Here is a 17749-nt window from a genome sequence, read left to right as displayed (position 1 = left end):
GGGGAGACGGCCCGTGTCGATGCCGTCGTACTCCGCACCGCCGGGCACAGCCAGTCCCTTCCCGGCCTGGGCTGGTTACCGCTCAAACATATCCGTGGTCAGGTGAGCTATTGCCGGGCCTGCGAGGCATCCCGACGCTGGCAACAGGCCCAATGCCACGGTGGTTACCTGACCCCGGCCCTGAACGACCTGCACTGCGTCGGCGCCACCTTCAAGCTCCACGAAGATCACACCCATGCCACCGACAGCGACGATGCGGAAAACCTGGCCCAGCTGAAGCATTATCTCCCCGCTCTCTGGCAGGAGCTGGGCGGTGAGCACATCCAGATCGTCGACCGGCGTGTCGCATTCCGTTGCCAGAGCATCGATTTCCTCCCTCTGTGCGGCCCGTTGCCCGTGGCCACGGACAATCCCCACCGCCCGGCACAAGGGCTCTACCTGAATGTGGCCCACGGCAGCCGCGGCATTACCGGCAGTCCCTTGTGTGCCGAGCTGATCGCCGACATGATCTGTGGCCAACCGCTGCCGACGGACCAGGAAATGATTGACGCCCTGGCCCCGGCCCGGTTTATCCTCCGCAAACGCAAAAAACAACCCGAGTGGATGCCATGACCCTAGTCAGCTTGCCGATTACCGCCCTTTACGCCGCCCTCAGCGGCTTCCTGATCATCGCCCTGGCCGCCAACGTAGTGCGTTTACGCTTGGGCAAGAAAGTCTCTCTGGGCGATGGCGGCCACAAAGACGTAAGCCGCGCCATCCGCGCCCACGGCAACACCATTGAATACCTCCCCCTGGCGCTGATACTGATAGCCCTGCTGGAAATCAACGGCGGCTGCAGCACGGCTCTGCACATCTACGGCACCCTGCTGGTGGGGGGGCGTATCCTCTACAGCTACGGCATGCTGATCCCCCGCAGCAGCGCCAACCTGGCCCGCCAGTTGGGCGTCGTCTCCTCCTGGCTGGTGATACTGGGTGCCGGTATTCAGCTCCTGGTGATTTAATAGCCGTTGCGAGGTACAAGTTTCGAGTTGCGAAAGGCAAATCCGGCGCGCCCCGAAAGCGTGGGTTTTGACTTTGCCTTTCGAAACTCGCTTCTCGCAACTCGCTACCAAACGGGCGGAGATGCACTAACGTGAATATCCGCCATACAAGTTTTTTCACTGTTCACTATTAACTATTCACTATGCCCATCATCGTCCCCTGGAAAGACCTGCCCCCGGACACGCTCACTAACCTGATCGAAGAATTCGTCACCCGTGACGGCACCGATTACGGCGACCAGGAGATCCCCACTGCCACCAAGGTGGAACAGGTCCGTAATCAGCTAAAGAAACAGGAAGCGTTTGTGGTATTCGATGAGGTAACGGAGAGCGTATCGGTGATGGGCAAGGAACAGGCTAATGAGGCAGTTAATAGTGAATAGTTAACAGTGAACAGCTCGCGAGACCGGCTTGCTGGCTCTGAAAGCAAAGAAGCCGCGTCCAGACTTTGGGCGCGGCCTCTTGCGTTGCAAAGGCCAGAAGCACCTGCCCGCGACGCTATTCACTATTAACTGTTAACTATTCACTGCCTTCAAGCAATTGCCCCTTCCCGCGCCCACTCACACCGCACTCTCAACGGCGCCTCGGACGGCTCATGGCACACCTCCGCGCTGTCCCAGACGAAGGTATGAAAGCCGGACAGTTCGGTTTCCAGGTGCACCACCGCGTTAACCCAGTACATGTTCTTGAGCAGCGATTCGAACTTGGCGATCCAGTGCTCCCATTCGTACTCCACCGCCCGGTAGGACATACCGAAGTGGATCACCTGGGTCTGGAAGGTGCCGCCCATCAGGTCATCACCGGGTACCGAGAACATTTCCCGGCACAGGAACGGCCATTCATCGGCCTGCGGAAGCTGGCGAACGGCCCGGCGGTTATGAAAACAGTGGGTCTTACGTTCCTGCAAACTGCCAAACGGCAGATGTTTTATACACCCGTAAACGATGGATTCGTTATCCAAGCTGCCCCCTGACTGCATCGCTCATCTGACCCGCACTTTAGCAAAGCCATCCGGTTTTGTGAGCGGTAAATCGTTGAAACAGGTGAAATTGCTTTACTGAACGCAAATCAGTAAAGCAGAGACACCGCCCATCGCATAACTAACGAGATGCAGATCACATTTCACTGCTCACATGGCAGTATCGCTTTCACTATAAGGCCTGAGGCGCAATTGGGGATGTCCAGGCTTACATAACACTCTTGTCCATCCGCTTAAGGGAACGACACCATGAAAATCAAATTCTTTGTACCGGCTATCTTCTCCAGCGCCCTGCTTGCCTCCGGCCTGGCCATGGCTGCATCCGATGGCAGCATGGGGACCGGCGCCAGCGCCTCGTCCACTGGTACTGCCGTGATTACCCTGAACGTGCCAGACCTGATCAAAATCAGCGACATGAACGACATGACCATCAACCAGGGAAACAGTTTTTCCGCCACCGATAACGTGTGTGTGTACCGTAACCTGGCCGGCGGTTATGGCGTAGTGGCGCAGAGCAGCAATGACTCCAGCGGTGCCGGCACCGCCGGTGATTTCACACTCAGCGACGGCGGCACCAGTGTGGTCAATTATTCCGTAACGTGGGGTGGCACTCCGCTTACCGAAGATACCGCCGTTACCGGCCTGACCAGCTCTAACACCACCGAAGCCAATTGCCAGACCTCCGGCCCCAATGTGGCACTGGGCGTCAGCGCCACGGAAAACCAGGTGGGTGAAGCCACCTCAGCGACCGATCACACTGATACCCTTACCGTGATCATCACCGCAGAATAAGCACCGTATAGATGGGCCGGAAAACGCCGGCCCATCTGCTATAGTGTTTACTTTCCCGATAACGAGATCCCTATGTGGTTGCGTATTATCGCAAGCAGCATGCTGGTTTTGTGCACAGCACATGCTCAGGCCCACATCCGCACCGATCCGAATGCCTTTACCACCACTTTCACCTGGAACGGCGGCGATCTGAACCACAGCTTTGAGCTGTGTGTCAGCTCCGTGCAGCAACCCAATCCGCAAGGCAACACACTGATTGATTACGCCGTCGAGGCTCAGGGCCCGTTTGAGCTGGTTTCCGGCGCTAACAGCATTCCTGTCACGCTGTCGTGGGACGACCTTATCAGTGGCCAAACAACGACACTGCAACCCAGTCTCTCTACCGCAGAAATCTTTACTGGTGCAGCCCGTTACTGCCCCGGCGGCAATAACGCCCGTCTGGATGTATATGCCAGTGGTACAGATATCCAGGCCGTGCCCCCTGGAACCTACTCTAGCCAGTTCAATTTCACCGCCACTAATTCCGGCAGGGGCAAGTCTTCTGCCAACTTCACCGTCAGCGTAGATATCACCATCCCCAACTCCATCCAGGTCACCCAGATTGATGACATTGCCCTGGGGACCTTCGATGGTAGCAACAATATCTCCCGCTCCGACACGCTTTGCGTCTACCAGGCCAGTGGCGGCCAGTACGCGGTCACCCTCACCGGCAGCGGCAACGGCGGCGCCTTTGAGCTGATATCCGCTGGCAGCAGCGTGCCCTATGCGGTGAGCTGGAACGATGGCAACGGCGCCCAGACCGCCACTGCCGGCATCCCCATGGCCGGCATGGGCAACAGCCGCAGCGGTGACCCGCAATGCAACGGCGGCGCCAGCAACAATGCCACCGTCACCGTAGATGTCCTCGCCAACGACATCGGCGCGGCCACCGCCTCCGGCACCCATAGTGGGGTGCTGACGATCATGGTTGAGATGCAGTGACAGCGGTGAATAGTGAACAGTTAACAGCTGCGCGATAAGACCAGTCGGGTGTTGAACGCAAAGAGGCCGCGTCCAGAGTTTGGGCGCGGCCTCTTTGCGTCCAGAACCAATAAGTCTCGATTCCGCGAGCTGTTAACTGTTCACTATTCACTGTTAACTGAACAAACCACCGCCCCCAACCGCGCTACCCCGTGCTTTATCTCCGCCGCCCCGGTCTGCAAATTGCAGCGACCGCTGGCGGTCTCTACATAAAGGCTGTCCAGGCTGGATTCAGGGAGTTCCAGCTGGAAGTAGCCATCTTCGTCGGTGAATACCAGCTTGTCGAAACCGGGACCCTGAATGCGAGCACGGGAAAGGGTATTACCGTCGCTATCCTGCAGACGACCCAGGGCCACCATCACTCTTTGCAGCTCCCAGGCCAGCATCGCCACATTGCCCGGGTACAGGACCACGTCGCGTGGCGTGCCATCCAGATCCACAAAATCGGTGCCGCGATCACGCAGGGCGACCTTGTGCACCTGATAGGCTGGCAGCGTGAGAGTGGCGGAGCTGCCACCTTTCACCACCATCTCCGGATTTCCGTTGACCAACACGTCGAATAGCGCACCGTCGGCGCCATTGAGCTTCAACAGCACCGCCGAATCATTCAATTGTTCACCGCCCAGAGCCGCACCATCGCCAATCACCAGGCTGGTGTCATAACGCACGCTGGTCAGGGTATCGCGGCCACCCCGGTCGGAATCGTTGAAGGCCACATCGGCCCGACCTCGTCCATGGCGGGAGCCGTACTCACTGTTGAGCAGCACGGACTGACGGCCCGGATCAAAATTCACCCCTGCCCCCAGCGTCAGGTCCGCATCAAAGCGATCCCGGTCATTCCAGGCACTGGCCCAGGCGGCATTAACTCCGTCCTCGGTACCGGGGGCATCGTCCTGAACCCAGCCCAGGTTGGCCTGATGTTGCCAGTCCGGTCGTGTCATCAGCCAGTTGGCGCCAAGCAGAATCTGGTTGTCGCCATTATTCCGCGTCAGGCTGGTGGACAGATTGATCACCTGGCCGCGGCCCACCCGGAACGTATGCAGGTAAGCCGCCGAACTGATGGTCTGTTCGCTGGCACGGCCCAACCGCTGGCGACGATGGGAAAACACCAACTGCCCTCGCCCTGCCGGCACCCAGAGCTCGGCACTGTCACGGCGCACAGAGCGGGGAAGCAGTTGGTACTCCTCTACATCCGAATCAACGTCGAAGACGGCCGGATCATCGGTCCAGACCCGTTGGCTGTCGAACTGGAAGCGCCAGTCCCGCAAACGGGCACTGCCACGCAGGGTAAAACCGCCCCCCCCTTCGGTTTCCACAAAGGTGCTGGCAAATAGCTGGGTATAGCGTGAAAACCAGTCACCACTGACTTCCAGCAAAGCCTGCTCGCCAGTAGCCGCCATCGCCACCCCGCCGCCCCAGGTGTCCGCAAAACGCTGGCGCAGGCCCGTCATAAACAGGGCGGTCTGTCTGTCCTCCGGCAGCACCTGGTCACGGGCGAAGGCCGTGGCCTGACCGAGCTGGGCGAACCACAACTTCTCGCCCTGCGGTGCCAGGCGGCGGCTTTTGACAAAAAACTGCTCTTCCACCCGGGTATTGCCATTGGCATCGGTGATGCGCAATTCGAGTGTGTAGGCCCCGGTGGGCAGGCGGGCGGTATCCAGGCGGCGGCGCCCGGATTCCAGGAACTGGCTACCGTAAAGGCGGCCGTCCTTGTACACCTCGATGCGGCTTCGCGACGACAGGAACACTTCCACGGACGTGGCAAAAGCTTCTTCCAGGTCCTGGCGGCGCACCAGTGAGCGGGAAACACCGACCCCGGCGATCGGCTGGCGGTCAATCACCGTCAGCATGTCACTGTTGGGCTGAAACAGACCGGCAGTGACCTGGTGATCCGGATAATTGCGCTGCCAGCCCAGCTCATCAATGGACAGGGACTGCTCATCAGTACTAACCCAGTTGGCAAAGCCATACTGGGCCCCCCGGCCTACCAGGCTACGGCCAAACAGACTGGTGTTGTTCTCCCCTTCGGCACTCCCTGCGTGACTGAAGCTCAGATTCTGCACACCACCCCAGCGACTTTCTGTGGGCTCAGGCAGATAACGGGGCGCCAGCGTTTCCGGCGCGTCCAGGTAGTTGGGGTGGATAAACAGGTCTGCCCGAAAACGCTGCTCGTCAAAAATCACACCGGCGACTTTCGGCTCGATCAAACCGCACCCCTGCTGGTGTTCGCTGACACACACCTTGTCACCGTGGGGGTCCAGCGGCGTGGACAGCACCGCCAGCAGCCAGGGCTCCGGTTTGACCTGGGGCATGGCGCCGATCAACGCATCCGGCTCCAGAAAGGTGATTTCATCAGGGGAATAACGGGCAGGGGTCGACATCACCAGGCGATCGCCGAAGTACACATCCACCAGGGTTTCCTGCGGTTCCATTAGCGTTTCGAACCCGGGCGGCACAGCATAATCCGCCGCCATGAGCTGCCCGGCCGGCACAGCAACCAGCAGGGCAACCCACCCAGCAGCCAGCCAGCGCTTCCCCATAACGGCCTTTCCGATCAGGGGTAGCGCTGCTGCCGGGTCTCACCGGCAGTGGTCAGATTGAAACGCACCGGCGCATCCATCGGTAATGCCAGGGTAACGCTATTACCCGGATAGAGGCGGCGGCCCTGCACGGGCTGACAGGGCTGAGTAGACGGGCTCGGCGGGCACTGCTCCCCTTCATGCAGCAGCACATTGACGTTGCCCTTGTTGGTCAGCGTCAGGGACTTGCCATCGCGCTGCCCTTCCAGCGATACCCCGGTTTGCGATGGGGCCACAAACACCAGCAGCTGGTAACCCACCAGAACCCGCACTCCGGTGCTCTCCATCTGCTCCGGCGGCGCCACAGGCTTCAGATCTACCCGGTAGACCTTCTCCATGTCGCCATGACCATCCAGATTCACCAGCCGCACCCGGCGGCTTCCCCCCGGCGGCACCATCAGCCGTCGCGGCGTCGCAATCAACGGCGCAGACTCCGGATCTTTCACCGGCAAGCGCTGCTCACGGTCGGTACCGGGATCACTGACAGTAAGAATGCCCACATCCACAAACAGGGGCTCCTCACCGGGATTTCCGATGACCACATCCTGGCGCGGTGATTTGTCCGCGGGAAAATGAACAATGGCCTTGTCCACCTGCATGGCATACGCGGCCATGGCCCCACCTGCCCACAGCAGCAGACCGAATACAAAACGCAAAGTGTGTTCCCCTTAATCTATCAGGTCTCAAATGACCCGCTTTTTTGTGCTTCTTGTCACATTTTCACAGCGAACCACATTCAAACCGACCGGATTCCGATAAGACCGGACAAACGGCAGTTCAGCGGTAAAACGCAGCTGCAAGCCTCAAGCTTCAAGCGGCAACGCGAACCCATTTTTCGGCTAAACGAATCAGCGCGGAGCCGCGCTGTAAGGCTTAGTGAACAAGAAGCGAATTGAAAGAAGTGAAAAGCAAAGCCGGCAGATCTGATGGTTTGTCTCTCGCTTCTATGATTTGGCTTTTGCCTGCGTGCCGGCGCGGCGCCAGTGGTTGCCGATCACGACAATGCCAGAGTCGCGTTGCAGCTTGAAGCTTGAGGCTTGCAGCTGCTTTTTAGCGCCCGCAGCTGTTCATCTGCTGCTGATAGCGGTTAGCCATGCTGGCGGTGCGCTGTGCCGCGCCCTTCATCCATTTATTGTTCTTCCAGGTGCCACGGGCATAACCGCCGTGGCCGGCATAATAGTTGAGGTACAGGTTGTAGGTATCGTTACGGGCGACACCGTTTTTCTTGTGGCTTTGGTAGTGATACCAGCCCACAAACCGCACCGCGTCCTTGAAGTCATCGCGATCTGCACCATGGCGACCGGTATCATCCTGATACCATTGCCAGGTGGAATCCAGCGCCTGAGGGTAACCGTAGGCGGAAGACGGTCGCTTCCAGGGGATAAAACCCAGCAGCTTGGTACGGGGCGGTTTGGCACGGGCATTGAAGCCGGATTCCTTGTAGATGGTCGCCATCAGCACCGGAACCGGCACGCCGTATTCCTTTTCCGTGTTCTTGGCGTACTTGTACCAGTTGTTAAACCAGCCCCCCCGCTGGTCAAACACCGCACAGACATTATCTGTCTGGGTCGGTGTGCCGGCGCAACCACCCAGAAGCAGTGCCGCCAGCAGCAGGGTAAGCCTGATTCTCATAACGCTCCCGGATCAATGCCGTGTTGTTCGAATACGGACAGTAGCGCGGCCTCATCGCAGACCTCAACCCCCAAAGACTCGGCCTTGGCCAGCTTGGAACCCGCCGCAGCGCCGGCGACTACCATGGACGTATTCTTCGACACCGAGCCAGACACTTTGGCTCCCAACTGCTGCAAGCCCTGCTTTGCCTGGTCACGGGTGAATTGTTCCAGCGTCCCGGTAAGCACCCAGGTCTGTCCTTCCAGGGGGCGACTTTCCGCCTGCGTCGGGGCGCGGGCGGCCAGCTCGGCCACCATGGCTTCGGCTTCCTGCAACCGGGCCTGCCAGCCATTATCCGCCAACGCCTTGCCAAGCTGCGTCATCACGCCGGAACGTACCCCTTTGGGTTCTGCGCCGGCGCCTTCTGCGGCCCCCGCGCTAAGTTCAGCAACGGTGCGATAATGGTTGCCCAGGGTCTCCAGTGACTTGTCACCGATACCCTCAAGGTTCATGCCCAGCCGCTTGGCAGACTTCAGCAACTGCGCCAATGTCAGGCTGTTCACAAAAGCCGCTGACGGCTCACCACTGGACTGCGGGTTCACCCCGGCGGCCAGCAGCCCATCAATCACCGCCTCGTTATCGGCTTCGGCAAAGAAGGCGCCAATGGCCTTGGCGACTTCCATGCCCACATCCGGTACCGCCAGCAGCAATAGCAACGGCGCCCGGCGAATGCCTTCCAGATCGCCGAAGCAGTCCGCCAGGTTCTTGGCGGTCTCTTCACCAATCTGCAGGATCCCCAGGGCAAACAGGAAACGCCCCAGTCCCACCGTCTTGGAATTTTCCAACGCAGCAATCAGGTTATCGGCAGATTTCTCGCCCATACGCTCAAGGCCAGCCACCTGCTCCGGCTTCAGCCGATAAAGATCCGCCACGGTGGCAATCAGCTCCTGATCCACCAGGGCATCCACCAGCTTGTCGCCCAGGCCATCGATATCCATGGCCCGGCGGGAGGCAAAATGCTTGATCGCCTCACGCTGCTGGGCACCGCAAATCAGGCCACCGGTACAACGGGCTACCACCTGGTCATCACCACGGAGGATCTCGCTGCCACACACCGGGCAACTCGGCGGCAGGGAAATATCCTGTGCCTCCGCCGGGCGACGTTCCGGCAACGCCCGCACCACCTTGGGGATCACATCCCCGGCCCGGTACACCACCACGGTATCGCCAATGCGGATATCCAGCCGCTGGATTTCGTCGATATTGTGCAGGGTGGCATTGCTTACGGTGACGCCGCCCACCTGTACCGGCTCCAACCGCGCCACCGGGGTCAGGGCACCGGTGCGCCCCACCTGCCAGTCCACGCCGTTGAGCACGGTGAGTTCTTCCTGGGCAGGAAACTTGTGGGCAATGGCCCAGCGCGGCGCCCGGCTGACAAAGCCCAGGTCCCGCTGCCAGTCGAACCGATTGACCTTGTAGACCACCCCATCGATGTCGTAACCGAGGCGGTCACGCTTTTCCAGAATACCGTGGTAGAAATCCAGCAATGCCTCGACCCCTGCACACACACGCACTTCCGGATTGACCCGCAGGTTCCAGCTGCGCAGGGCATCGAGCATGTCTGAATGGGTAGCGGGCTCAGGCACGCCTTCCAGTTGCGCCATGGAATAGGCGTAGAACTCCAGCGGCCGGCTGGCAGTGATGCGCGAATCCAACTGTCGCAGGCTGCCAGCGGCGGCATTGCGAGGATTGGCGAAAACTTTCTGACCGGCCTCCTCTTGGCGGGCGTTCAGTTCAGCAAAACCGTCATGGGGCATCACCACTTCGCCGCGCACTTCCAGGCGTGACGGCACCTTGTCGCCGCGGAGTTTCAGCGGCACCGAACGGATGGTACGGGCGTTGGTGGTGATGTTCTCACCGGTCTGACCATCGCCCCGGGTTGCCGCCCGCACCAGTTCCCCGTCCAGGTACAACAGGGAAATCGCCAGCCCATCCAGCTTGGGCTCGGCTACATAGTCCACGGCGTCGGACACATCCAGGCGCTCGCGCACTCGCTTGTCGAAGGCACGTAACTCGTCATCATCAAAGGCGTTGTCCAGGCTGAGCATGGGCACTTCGTGCTGCACCTGATCGAACGCCTCCAGCGGCACATCGCCCACCCGCTGGGTGGGCGAATCCGCAGACACCAACGACGGGTGCGCCGCCTCCAGGGCCTGCAATTCCCGATAAATGCGATCGTACTCCGCATCCGGCACCGCCGGATCATCAAGAACGTAATAGCGGTAGGACCAGTCATTGAGCTGGTCGCGGAGGTGGTGGGCTTTGTGAATGATGTCTTGGGAAGGCTGGCTCACGGGACGGGGATTTCCTGTGTCTCTATAAAACAGCGGCAAGCTACAAGCCTCAAGCTACAAGGCGCGGGAGAAGCGAATAAAACGACAAGCCCATGCCCGCGTTTAAAACGCCCAATTCCCGAACGGATTTTCGCCATGCAAGCATGGCTCCTACAAGGTGTTATGCCGCAAAAGTGTTTTGTGCCGCAGGTGCACTGAGCCCGGGCTCAGTGCACCCTACACAACCGGCCAGGGCACGGTTTTCCTTGTTGCTTGCAGCTTGAAGCTTGAAGCTGCTCTTACGCGCTAGGCACTCGCTGACGACGCTCGAATTCCTGCACCCGCTGGCGTAAATGCTCCATGGTCTGCGGGGTCAGCACGCTGTGCTGTTCGTCTTTCAGGTCGCCATCCAGCTCACTGGCCAGGCGGCGGCAGATGGATAGCATCTTGTCCAGCGCCCCCAGAGCATCGGTGGCGCCCGGCAGTTTCAGGAAAAAGGTCACGCCGGCAAAGGTCTTTTCTTCCATGGTATCCAGGTCAAAGGTGCCCGGTTCCACCGCATTGGCCATGGAAAACTGCAGCTCATCGCGGCCATCCAGAGTCACATGCCGATGGAAGATATTCATCTGCCCGTAACGCAGGCCGGATTCCAATAGCAATCGCAGCAGATCGTTACCGGCAAAGGGCGCGCCGCGCTGGGCAATCAGGTGCACTACGATCACTTCCAGCACCGGCTGGGGTTCGCGGTGGCGTTCCGTCTTTCTTTCCGGCTGGCGCTCAGCTGGTTTCTTCTCGGCAGGCCGTTGCTCCACTGCCGGTTTCAGCGGCTCGCGGGGCGGTTCCGGTTGTTTCGGCGGTTCCCGGTATGCCTTGGGCTCGTTTACCGGCTCGGGCTCCCTGTCACCGTCGAACAGGTTCTGCTGTTCGGCAGTGGGGATCTCTTCGGTAACGGCTTCGTCCGGCTCCATCATGGTGGGCGGTGCGTCAGCCCGCTCCTGCGAGTCCATTTCCATGGCCCGGCGTACCACACGGGCGGTGCCGATCAGCTCCGGGTTGTAATCGCTTTTCTCGGGTTCGTCTTCCTGAGCATCCCGGTAACGCGGGTCGATACGCATACGCAGCCGACCCTGCCGTTCCTTGATCATACGACGGACACCGTCCGCCAGGATCAGCAGGATCAAAATAACCAGAATGCCAATCAATGTTTCCAGATTCAGGCCCATTGCCTCATCTTCCTTGCTTGCGCTGAAGTGCCACCATTACGGACAGCACCGGATTGCCTTACATAGCCGCCATTTCGGCAGCTTCTTCCACATCGACCGATACCAGACGGGACACACCAGGCTCGTGCATGGTGACCCCCATCAGGGTAGCAGCCATCTCCATCGCAATCTTGTTATGAGTAATGTAGATGAATTGTACTTTTGCGGACATTTCTGACACCAGGTTACAGAAACGCCCCACATTCGCATCGTCCAGCGGCGCATCGACCTCATCGAGCAGACAGAACGGCGCCGGGTTGAGCTGGAAGATACTGAATACCAGGGACAGAGCGGTCAAAGCCTTCTCACCCCCTGACAACAGGTGAATGGTGCTGTTTCGTTTGCCCGGAGGCCGCGCCATGATCGTCACACCGGTATCCAGCAAGTCGTCGCCAGTGAGCTCCAGGTAAGCGTGACCACCGCCGAACACCTTGGGAAACAGTTCCTGCAGGCCGCGGTTGATGCGGTCGAAGTATTCCTTGAAGCGCGCCCGGGTTTCCCGGTCAATCTTGCGAATGGCGTTTTCCAGGGTGTTGAGCGCGTCTTCCAGGTCCGCATTCTGGCTGTCCAGGTAATTCTTGCGCTCGGACTGCTGCTGGTATTCGTCGATGGCCGCCAGGTTGATCTGGCCCAGCCGTGAAATACGCTGGCCAATCATGTCCATTTCCCGGGCCCATTCCTGCTCATTGGCTTCCTCGGGCAGGTTTTCCAGCACGGTGTCCAGGTCGAAGTTGTGCTCACCAAGCTGCTCGGCCACGGTCTGGCGGCGGGTGGTCAGGTCCTGCCACTGCATCCGTTTCTGATCCATGGTGCTGCGAATTTCCTGGGCCTGACGCTCGAACTGACCGCGCTGGCCTTCCAGGTTACGCATCTCATGGTCCACCGCTTCCAGTTCACGGCGGGCCTCGGTGAGCTTGTGTTCCGCTTCCAGGCGCACTTCAAGTTTTTCTTCCAGCTGCATCTGCAGCTCGGTGCCCGGCTCGTCGCCCTCGTTGGTCTGCTCTTCCAGCAGCGCCTTGCGTTCTGCCAGGGCCTGCACCTGGGATTCCAGACGGCTCAGGTTCTGGCGCAGGGAATCCGCCTGGGTGCGGGCGCCCTGCACTTCCATAGCCAGATGATGGGACTGGTCGCGGGCATGGCGGGCTTTCTGGCGCGCCTCATCCAGACGCAGGCGCAGCTCATCACGGCGGGACAGCAAGGCTTCCCGCTGGCCGCTGTCGGCCTCCATGGCGTCCAGCGCTTCTGCCAGCACACCCCGGGCCTCTTTCATCTGTTCCTGTTCCTGGGCGTGCTGCTCATTGGCTTCTTCCAGCTCGCGGCCCAGACGCTCACGACGCATGGTGATCTGCTCCAGGCGCACCTGACGGGCGCTGACCTGGGCATTGATCTCACCCAGCTCCCGGTTGATGCGGCTGGCCTGGCGCTGCACGTCCTCGCGCTCTTCTTCCAGTTCGCCGATCTGTTCCCGGGTGCTGTCCAGTTGTTCTTTCAGGTCGTCCACGGTGGCCTGCAGGGTCTCGATCTCGCCCTCCAGTTGCTCCAGCTCGCGGCGACGCTCGAGAATACCGGCTTCCTGGTCTTCCTCTTTGGCCACTTTCAGCCAATCCGGGCCCAGACAGATACCGTCGCGGGTAACCACGGATTCGTAGGCGTCCAGTTGGCCGCGCAGGGCCAGAGCCGCATTCAGATCATCAGCCACGTAAACGCCGGCAAGCAGACCTTCCGGCACCTGGCCCTGTACGTGATCGCGTAACAGTTTGCCCTTGCTGCCTGAGCCTTTCACCGAGGCCGGGCTGAACAGAGCCAGGCGGCCATGGGACAGATCCCCCAGCCAGTCGCTGACCTGATCCAGGCCGCTGATCGCCACCGCCTGGATGCTGTCGCCCAACACCGCTTCCAGAGCCTTCTCCCAGCCCTCGTCCACCTGTACCTGATCCGCCAGGCGCGGTTCGGCATCCAGCTCGTGGCGGTTGAGCCAGTCGCTCACCGCCCCGTCGTCGCCCATGGCGGCTTTCTGCAAGGCCTCCAGGGAGGTGCGACGGCCCTTCAGGGTCTGCAGTTTCTCGCGGGCCTCATCCAGCTGCCGGCCCCGGTCGCCGTTTTCCCGGCGCATGCGGTTGATATCTTCCTGCAGGGATTCGCTGCGCAGTTCGTTTTCTTCCGACTGGCCGCGATATTGCTCAACCTGCTCTTCCAGCTGGCGCATTTCCTGAGCCAGCGGACCGGAATCCAGGGATTCCTGTTCTTTCTTGAGGCGCTCAATCCGCTCTTTCAGGCGATCCTGGGATTTTTCCAGATGCTGAATGCGGGACTGCTCGACCTCGGCCTGGCGGCGGGATTCCCCGGACTGGCCGTTGAATTCCTCCCACTCCTGCTGCCAGTTCTGCATGGTTTCTTCGGCCAGGGCCAACGCCTCGGCAGAGGCTTCCTGCTGCTCGCTAATCAGCTCCAGTTCAGGCTCACGCTCGGCCAGGATGGCATCCAGTTCCGCCACCTTCTCGCTGTCCACCCGCAGGTGTTCATCGGATTCCTGCCAGCTCGCCTTGATCTGGTCCAGCTCTTCGTAAAGCTGCTGCTTGCGCTCGCGCTGGTGCTGAATGCTCTGTTCCAGCCGGGCCACTTCCGCGCCCAGGGCATAAAAGTGCTGCTGCACCTGGTTGAAGTGTTCCTGCACCTCGTGGTGTTTGTCGCGCAGGCGTTCCACCTCCGCATCCACATGGCGCTGCTCGGCGATCTTGGCTTCCATGGACACATCCAGCTCGCCAATCACGTGGTCGAGCTGCTTGACCTGACCATCCAGGCCTTTCCAGCGCAGGGCCTTGAGCTGAGCGCCCTTGAGGCGCTCTTCTTCCTTGTACTGCTTGTACTTTTCCGCCGCGCTGGCCTGGCGGCTGAGGCGTTCCAGCTGGCGCTCCAGTTCGTCACGGATATCGGTGAGACGCTCCAGGTTTTCCCGGGTGCGGCGGATGCGGTTTTCGGTCTCGCGGCGGCGGGCCTTGTACTTGGAGATACCGGCCGCTTCCTCAATGTAGACCCGCAGCTCTTCCGGCTTCGCCTCGATCAGCCGGGAAATCATGCCCTGCTCGATGATGGCGTAGCTACGCGGGCCCAGGCCGGTGCCCAGGAAGATGTCGGAAATGTCCTTGCGCCGGCACTTGGTGCCGTTGAGAAAATAGTTGGACTGGCCGTCGCGGGTCACCTGCCGCTTCACCGAGATTTCGTTGAACTTGCCGTATTCGCCGGTAACGGTGGCGTCGGAGTTGTCGAAAATCAGCTCGATGGAGGCCTGGGCCACGGGCTTGCGGGCATTGGAGCCATTGAAGATCACGTCCGCCATGGACTCGCCACGCAGGTGCTTGGCAGAGGACTCCCCCATCACCCAGCGGACCGCATCAATGATATTGGACTTCCCACACCCGTTGGGCCCCACCACAGCGGTGAGATTCTCCGGGAAATTGGTGGTGGTAGGGTCCACAAAGGATTTGAACCCGGCCAGTTTTATGGATTTCAGTCGCATAGTGTCTGCTTAACTCGGGCCAACAGGCCAAAAATTGGGCGAAAACAAGGATTTTCGCCGCCCCCTGAAGCGATTACGGCGCACCGTGGGCATTAAAGGGGGTAAGTCTAGCGACAACCCGGACTGAATTCATCAGCCGCAACGCCCTGTTTACAATAAGGCCAACAACCCGCAGCCCTCTGCGGGCACCAGGGCGCGCAGCAATATCACCCCCCGGGGGCGGGTTCGCCATGCAGGCACGGGCTCCTGTGGAGCCGGGCACGAATTGCAAACAAGTGCAAAAGCCGGATCCTGTTCACACCCTATGCCCACCCTTCTCTACACCACCAGTTGGGGCCTTGCTAGCAAGGCTCCAACGGTAGAGCGGTGGTGACTTCCCGGCTGGGGCTTTCCCTTTTCACTTTCTGCTTGTAGCTTGTAGCTGCTTTCTCACAGCCAAGGATTTGCCGTGTCTCAAGTTGCCGATGCCATCAGCTATCTCAAACGCAGTGTCACCCTGGCGAAAAGCCGGGAGCTGCGGACCTATGTGATCATTCCGCTGATCTTCAACATCCTGGTGTTCGGTGGCCTCTACTGGCTCAGCGGCAGCTGGATCGCCGGCTGGATCGCTGCGGCCACAGCCGACTGGGCACTGACCGGCTCATTGAGCTTCCTTAACGGGGCCCTGCATTTCCTGGTCGACGCCGCCATTATTCTGGTCTGGGTTCTGCTGCTGGCGCTGTTTGCCAGCGTCTTCTCCATTGGTGTGCAGTTGATCGCCGCCCCGTTCATGGGCTTTCTGGCGGAAAAGGTAGATATCCAGGCCACTGGCCGACCAATGCCCGACGAATCCATCACCGCCATGATCTTCCGCACCTTCAAGCGCGAACTGCGCAAGACCTGGTACTGGCTGTGGCGGGCCGTGCTGATTCTGTTTGTGGTGATGGTGGTCTACTTCATCCCGGTGGTGAACGTGTTCGCCTCGGCAATCTGGTTTCTGTGGTCCGGCTGGCTGTTGGCCATGCAATACATCGACTTCGGCGCCGATAACCGCCAGGTGCCTTTCGAAGTGATGCTGGAGCGTCTGAAAACCAAACGCTGGCTGGTACTCACCTTCGGCGCCGTGGTCATGGGCCTGACCATGCTGCCGCTGGTGAACCTGTTCATCATGCCGGTGGCGGTGATTGCGGGGACGTTGATCTGGGTGGAAGAGCTCAGTGAACAAGGAACAGTTAACAGTTAACAGCTGCGCGAGCTACGCTTGCCGCCATCTTCAAACAATGAGGCCGCGCTCAACCTGTGGGCGCGGCCTCTTAGGTTTCAGGCCAAACCAATCCTGCTCCGCGTCGCTGTTAACTATTCACTGTTAACTGTTAACTGCCGTTTACCGCATAAAGCCCAGTTCCCTGAGCTGGTGAATACGGTCCCGTGTGGCCGCCGCGTCTTCGAACTCCAGGTTCTTGGCGTGCTCCATCATCTTGTTTTCCAGAGCCTTGATTTCGCGGGCCACTTCCGCCGGGGACATGGCTTCGTATTTCGATGGTGACTCGGCCACCTTCTTGCCCTTGTCGCCCTTGTATTTGCGGTCGAAACGGCTGCCGCCGCTGTCGTCCATGATGTCGCGGACCTTCTTGTTGAGCTTCTGCGGCGTGATGCCGTGCTCCTTGTTGAAGGCTTCCTGCTTCTCGCGGCGGCGATTGGTCTCGTCGATGGCCCTCTCCATGGAACCGGTCATCTTGTCGGCATAGAGAATGGCGCGGCCATCCACGTTTCGCGCCGCCCGGCCGATGGTCTGGATCAGCGAGCGGTCCGAGCGCAGGAAGCCCTCCTTGTCCGCGTCCAGAATGGCTACCAGCGCCACTTCCGGCATATCCAGGCCCTCACGCAACAGGTTGATACCCACCAGCACGTCGAACTTGCCCAGCCGCAGATCGCGGATGATCTCCACCCGCTCCACGGTGTCGATGTCCGAGTGCAGGTAACGCACCTTGATGCCGTGCTCGTTCAGGTACTCGGTCAAATCCTCCGCCATACGCTTGGTGAGCGTGGTGACCAGCACCCGCTGGTCCTTGGCGATGGCCTCCTTGGCCTCGCCCAGCAGGTCGTCCACCTGGGTGATGGCCGGGCGGATTTCGATCTGCGGGTCCACCAGGCCGGTGGGCCGCACCACCTGCTCCACCACCTGGCCGGCGTATTTTGCCTCGTAGGGGCCCGGCGTGGCCGACACGAATACCATCTGCGGCGCCAGACGCTCCCATTCCTCGAACTTGAGGGGGCGGTTATCCATGGCAGAAGGCAGCCGGAAGCCGAAGCTCACCAGGGTCTCCTTGCGCGAACGGTCGCCCTTGTACATGGCACCGAGCTGGGGAATGGTCACGTGGGACTCATCCGCAATCAGCAAGGCATTTTCCGGCAGGTAATCAAACAGGGTGGGCGGCGCATCCCCCGGCGCCCGGCCGGAGAACAGTCGGGAATAGTTTTCCACCCCGTTGCAGTAACCCAGCTCCTGAAGCATCTCGATGTCGAAGCGAGTCCGCTGCTCCAGCCGCTGGGCTTCTACCAACTTGTTCTGCTCCTTTATCTCGGCCAGCCGCTCGGTTATCTCCTCCTTGATCACCTCGTAGGTCTTGAGCACGG

The 17749-nt window shown here is 60.1% G+C and carries 14 protein-coding genes; 6 read left to right on the top strand and 8 right to left on the bottom strand.

Annotated features, from left to right (window positions below):
* The 3 genes from ACFE0K_RS10595 to ACFE0K_RS10585 all read left to right on the top strand — a co-directional run.
* A partial coding sequence (locus tag ACFE0K_RS10595) for an FAD-dependent oxidoreductase (RefSeq protein WP_434536032.1) occupies window positions 1-612 on the top strand: 612 nt, incomplete at its 5' end.
* Window positions 609-1001 (top strand): MAPEG family protein, encoded by a 393-nt coding sequence (locus ACFE0K_RS10590; protein ID WP_434536031.1) that lies wholly within the window; start codon window positions 609-611, stop codon window positions 999-1001. The genes ACFE0K_RS10595 and ACFE0K_RS10590, both read left to right, overlap by 4 nt.
* Before the next feature lie 182 nt (window positions 1002-1183).
* Entirely contained in the window at window positions 1184-1423 is a 240-nt protein-coding gene (locus tag ACFE0K_RS10585) for a YheU family protein (protein ID WP_434536030.1), read from the top strand.
* Window positions 1424-1572: 149 nt separating this feature from the next.
* Here the strand turns inward: ACFE0K_RS10585 and ACFE0K_RS10580 are convergent, their stop codons facing one another.
* Window positions 1573-2001, bottom strand: coding sequence for a hypothetical protein (locus ACFE0K_RS10580; RefSeq protein WP_297762718.1), 429 nt, complete (start codon window positions 1999-2001; stop codon window positions 1573-1575).
* 267 nt (window positions 2002-2268) lie between these two features.
* On the opposite strand from ACFE0K_RS10580, the gene ACFE0K_RS10575 reads away from it, so the two are divergent.
* A complete protein-coding gene (locus tag ACFE0K_RS10575; protein ID WP_434536029.1) occupies window positions 2269-2811 on the top strand; it encodes a hypothetical protein in 543 nt (180 codons plus the stop codon).
* Window positions 2812-2883: 72 nt separating this feature from the next.
* On the top strand, window positions 2884-3792 hold the full coding sequence (locus tag ACFE0K_RS10570) for a hypothetical protein (protein WP_434536028.1): 909 nt from the start codon (window positions 2884-2886) through the stop codon (window positions 3790-3792).
* 143 nt (window positions 3793-3935) lie between these two features.
* On the opposite strand, the gene ACFE0K_RS10565 is transcribed toward ACFE0K_RS10570, so the two are convergent.
* The 6 genes from ACFE0K_RS10565 to smc all read right to left on the bottom strand — a co-directional run bounded on the left by ACFE0K_RS10565 (window position 3936) and on the right by smc (window position 15133).
* Window positions 3936-6371, bottom strand: a complete 2436-nt coding sequence (locus tag ACFE0K_RS10565; RefSeq protein WP_434536027.1) for a TcfC E-set like domain-containing protein — start codon at window positions 6369-6371, stop codon at window positions 3936-3938.
* 14 nt (window positions 6372-6385) lie between these two features.
* Window positions 6386-7024, bottom strand: coding sequence for a fimbria/pilus periplasmic chaperone (locus tag ACFE0K_RS10560; RefSeq protein WP_434536026.1), 639 nt, complete (start codon window positions 7022-7024; stop codon window positions 6386-6388).
* 436 nt (window positions 7025-7460) lie between these two features.
* The gene (locus ACFE0K_RS10555) at window positions 7461-8042 is read right to left on the bottom strand and encodes a transglycosylase SLT domain-containing protein (protein WP_434536025.1); all 582 of its coding nucleotides are present in this window, start codon (window positions 8040-8042) and stop codon (window positions 7461-7463) included.
* The gene (gene ligA / locus ACFE0K_RS10550) at window positions 8039-10375 is read right to left on the bottom strand and encodes an NAD-dependent DNA ligase LigA (protein WP_434536024.1); all 2337 of its coding nucleotides are present in this window, start codon (window positions 10373-10375) and stop codon (window positions 8039-8041) included. The genes ACFE0K_RS10555 and ligA overlap by 4 nt, the downstream gene beginning before the upstream one ends.
* 278 nt (window positions 10376-10653) lie before the next feature.
* On the bottom strand, window positions 10654-11577 hold the full coding sequence (gene zipA / locus ACFE0K_RS10545) for a cell division protein ZipA (protein ID WP_434536023.1): 924 nt from the start codon (window positions 11575-11577) through the stop codon (window positions 10654-10656).
* Window positions 11578-11635: 58 nt separating this feature from the next.
* On the bottom strand, window positions 11636-15133 hold the full coding sequence (smc, locus tag ACFE0K_RS10540) for a chromosome segregation protein SMC (RefSeq protein ID WP_434536022.1): 3498 nt from the start codon (window positions 15131-15133) through the stop codon (window positions 11636-11638).
* Between the two features lie 448 nt (window positions 15134-15581).
* Here smc and cysZ point away from each other — a divergent pair, with 448 nt between their 5' ends.
* Window positions 15582-16355, top strand: a complete 774-nt coding sequence (gene cysZ, locus ACFE0K_RS10535) for a sulfate transporter CysZ (RefSeq protein WP_434536021.1) — start codon at window positions 15582-15584, stop codon at window positions 16353-16355.
* Window positions 16356-16496: 141 nt separating this feature from the next.
* On the opposite strand, the gene ACFE0K_RS10530 is transcribed toward cysZ, so the two are convergent.
* Window positions 16497-17749: helicase-related protein (locus tag ACFE0K_RS10530; protein WP_434536020.1), on the bottom strand; the 1253-nt coding region annotated here is incomplete at its 5' end.

The organism is Alcanivorax sp. (assembly GCF_051117345.1).
Lineage (GTDB): Bacteria > Pseudomonadota > Gammaproteobacteria > Pseudomonadales > Alcanivoracaceae > Alcanivorax.
This window is presented reverse-complemented; position numbering and strand designations above follow the sequence as displayed.

Excerpts from the sequence above, each read along its gene's own strand:
- ACFE0K_RS10590 (WP_434536031.1), top strand. The coding sequence starts at position 609 with ATGACCCTAGTCAGCTTGCCGATTACCGCCCTTTACGCCGCCCTCAGC.
- ACFE0K_RS10585 (WP_434536030.1), top strand. The coding sequence starts at position 1,184 with ATGCCCATCATCGTCCCCTGGAAAGACCTGCCCCCGGACACGCTCACT.
- ACFE0K_RS10575 (WP_434536029.1), top strand. The coding sequence starts at position 2,269 with ATGAAAATCAAATTCTTTGTACCGGCTATCTTCTCCAGCGCCCTGCTT.
- ACFE0K_RS10570 (WP_434536028.1), top strand. The coding sequence starts at position 2,884 with ATGTGGTTGCGTATTATCGCAAGCAGCATGCTGGTTTTGTGCACAGCA.
- ACFE0K_RS10565 (WP_434536027.1), bottom strand. The coding sequence starts at position 6,371 with ATGGGGAAGCGCTGGCTGGCTGCTGGGTGGGTTGCCCTGCTGGTTGCT.
- ACFE0K_RS10560 (WP_434536026.1), bottom strand. The coding sequence starts at position 7,024 with ATGGCCGCGTATGCCATGCAGGTGGACAAGGCCATTGTTCATTTTCCC.
- ACFE0K_RS10555 (WP_434536025.1), bottom strand. The coding sequence starts at position 8,042 with ATGAGAATCAGGCTTACCCTGCTGCTGGCGGCACTGCTTCTGGGTGGT.
- zipA (WP_434536023.1), bottom strand. The coding sequence starts at position 11,577 with ATGGGCCTGAATCTGGAAACATTGATTGGCATTCTGGTTATTTTGATC.
- smc (WP_434536022.1), bottom strand. The coding sequence starts at position 15,133 with ATGCGACTGAAATCCATAAAACTGGCCGGGTTCAAATCCTTTGTGGAC.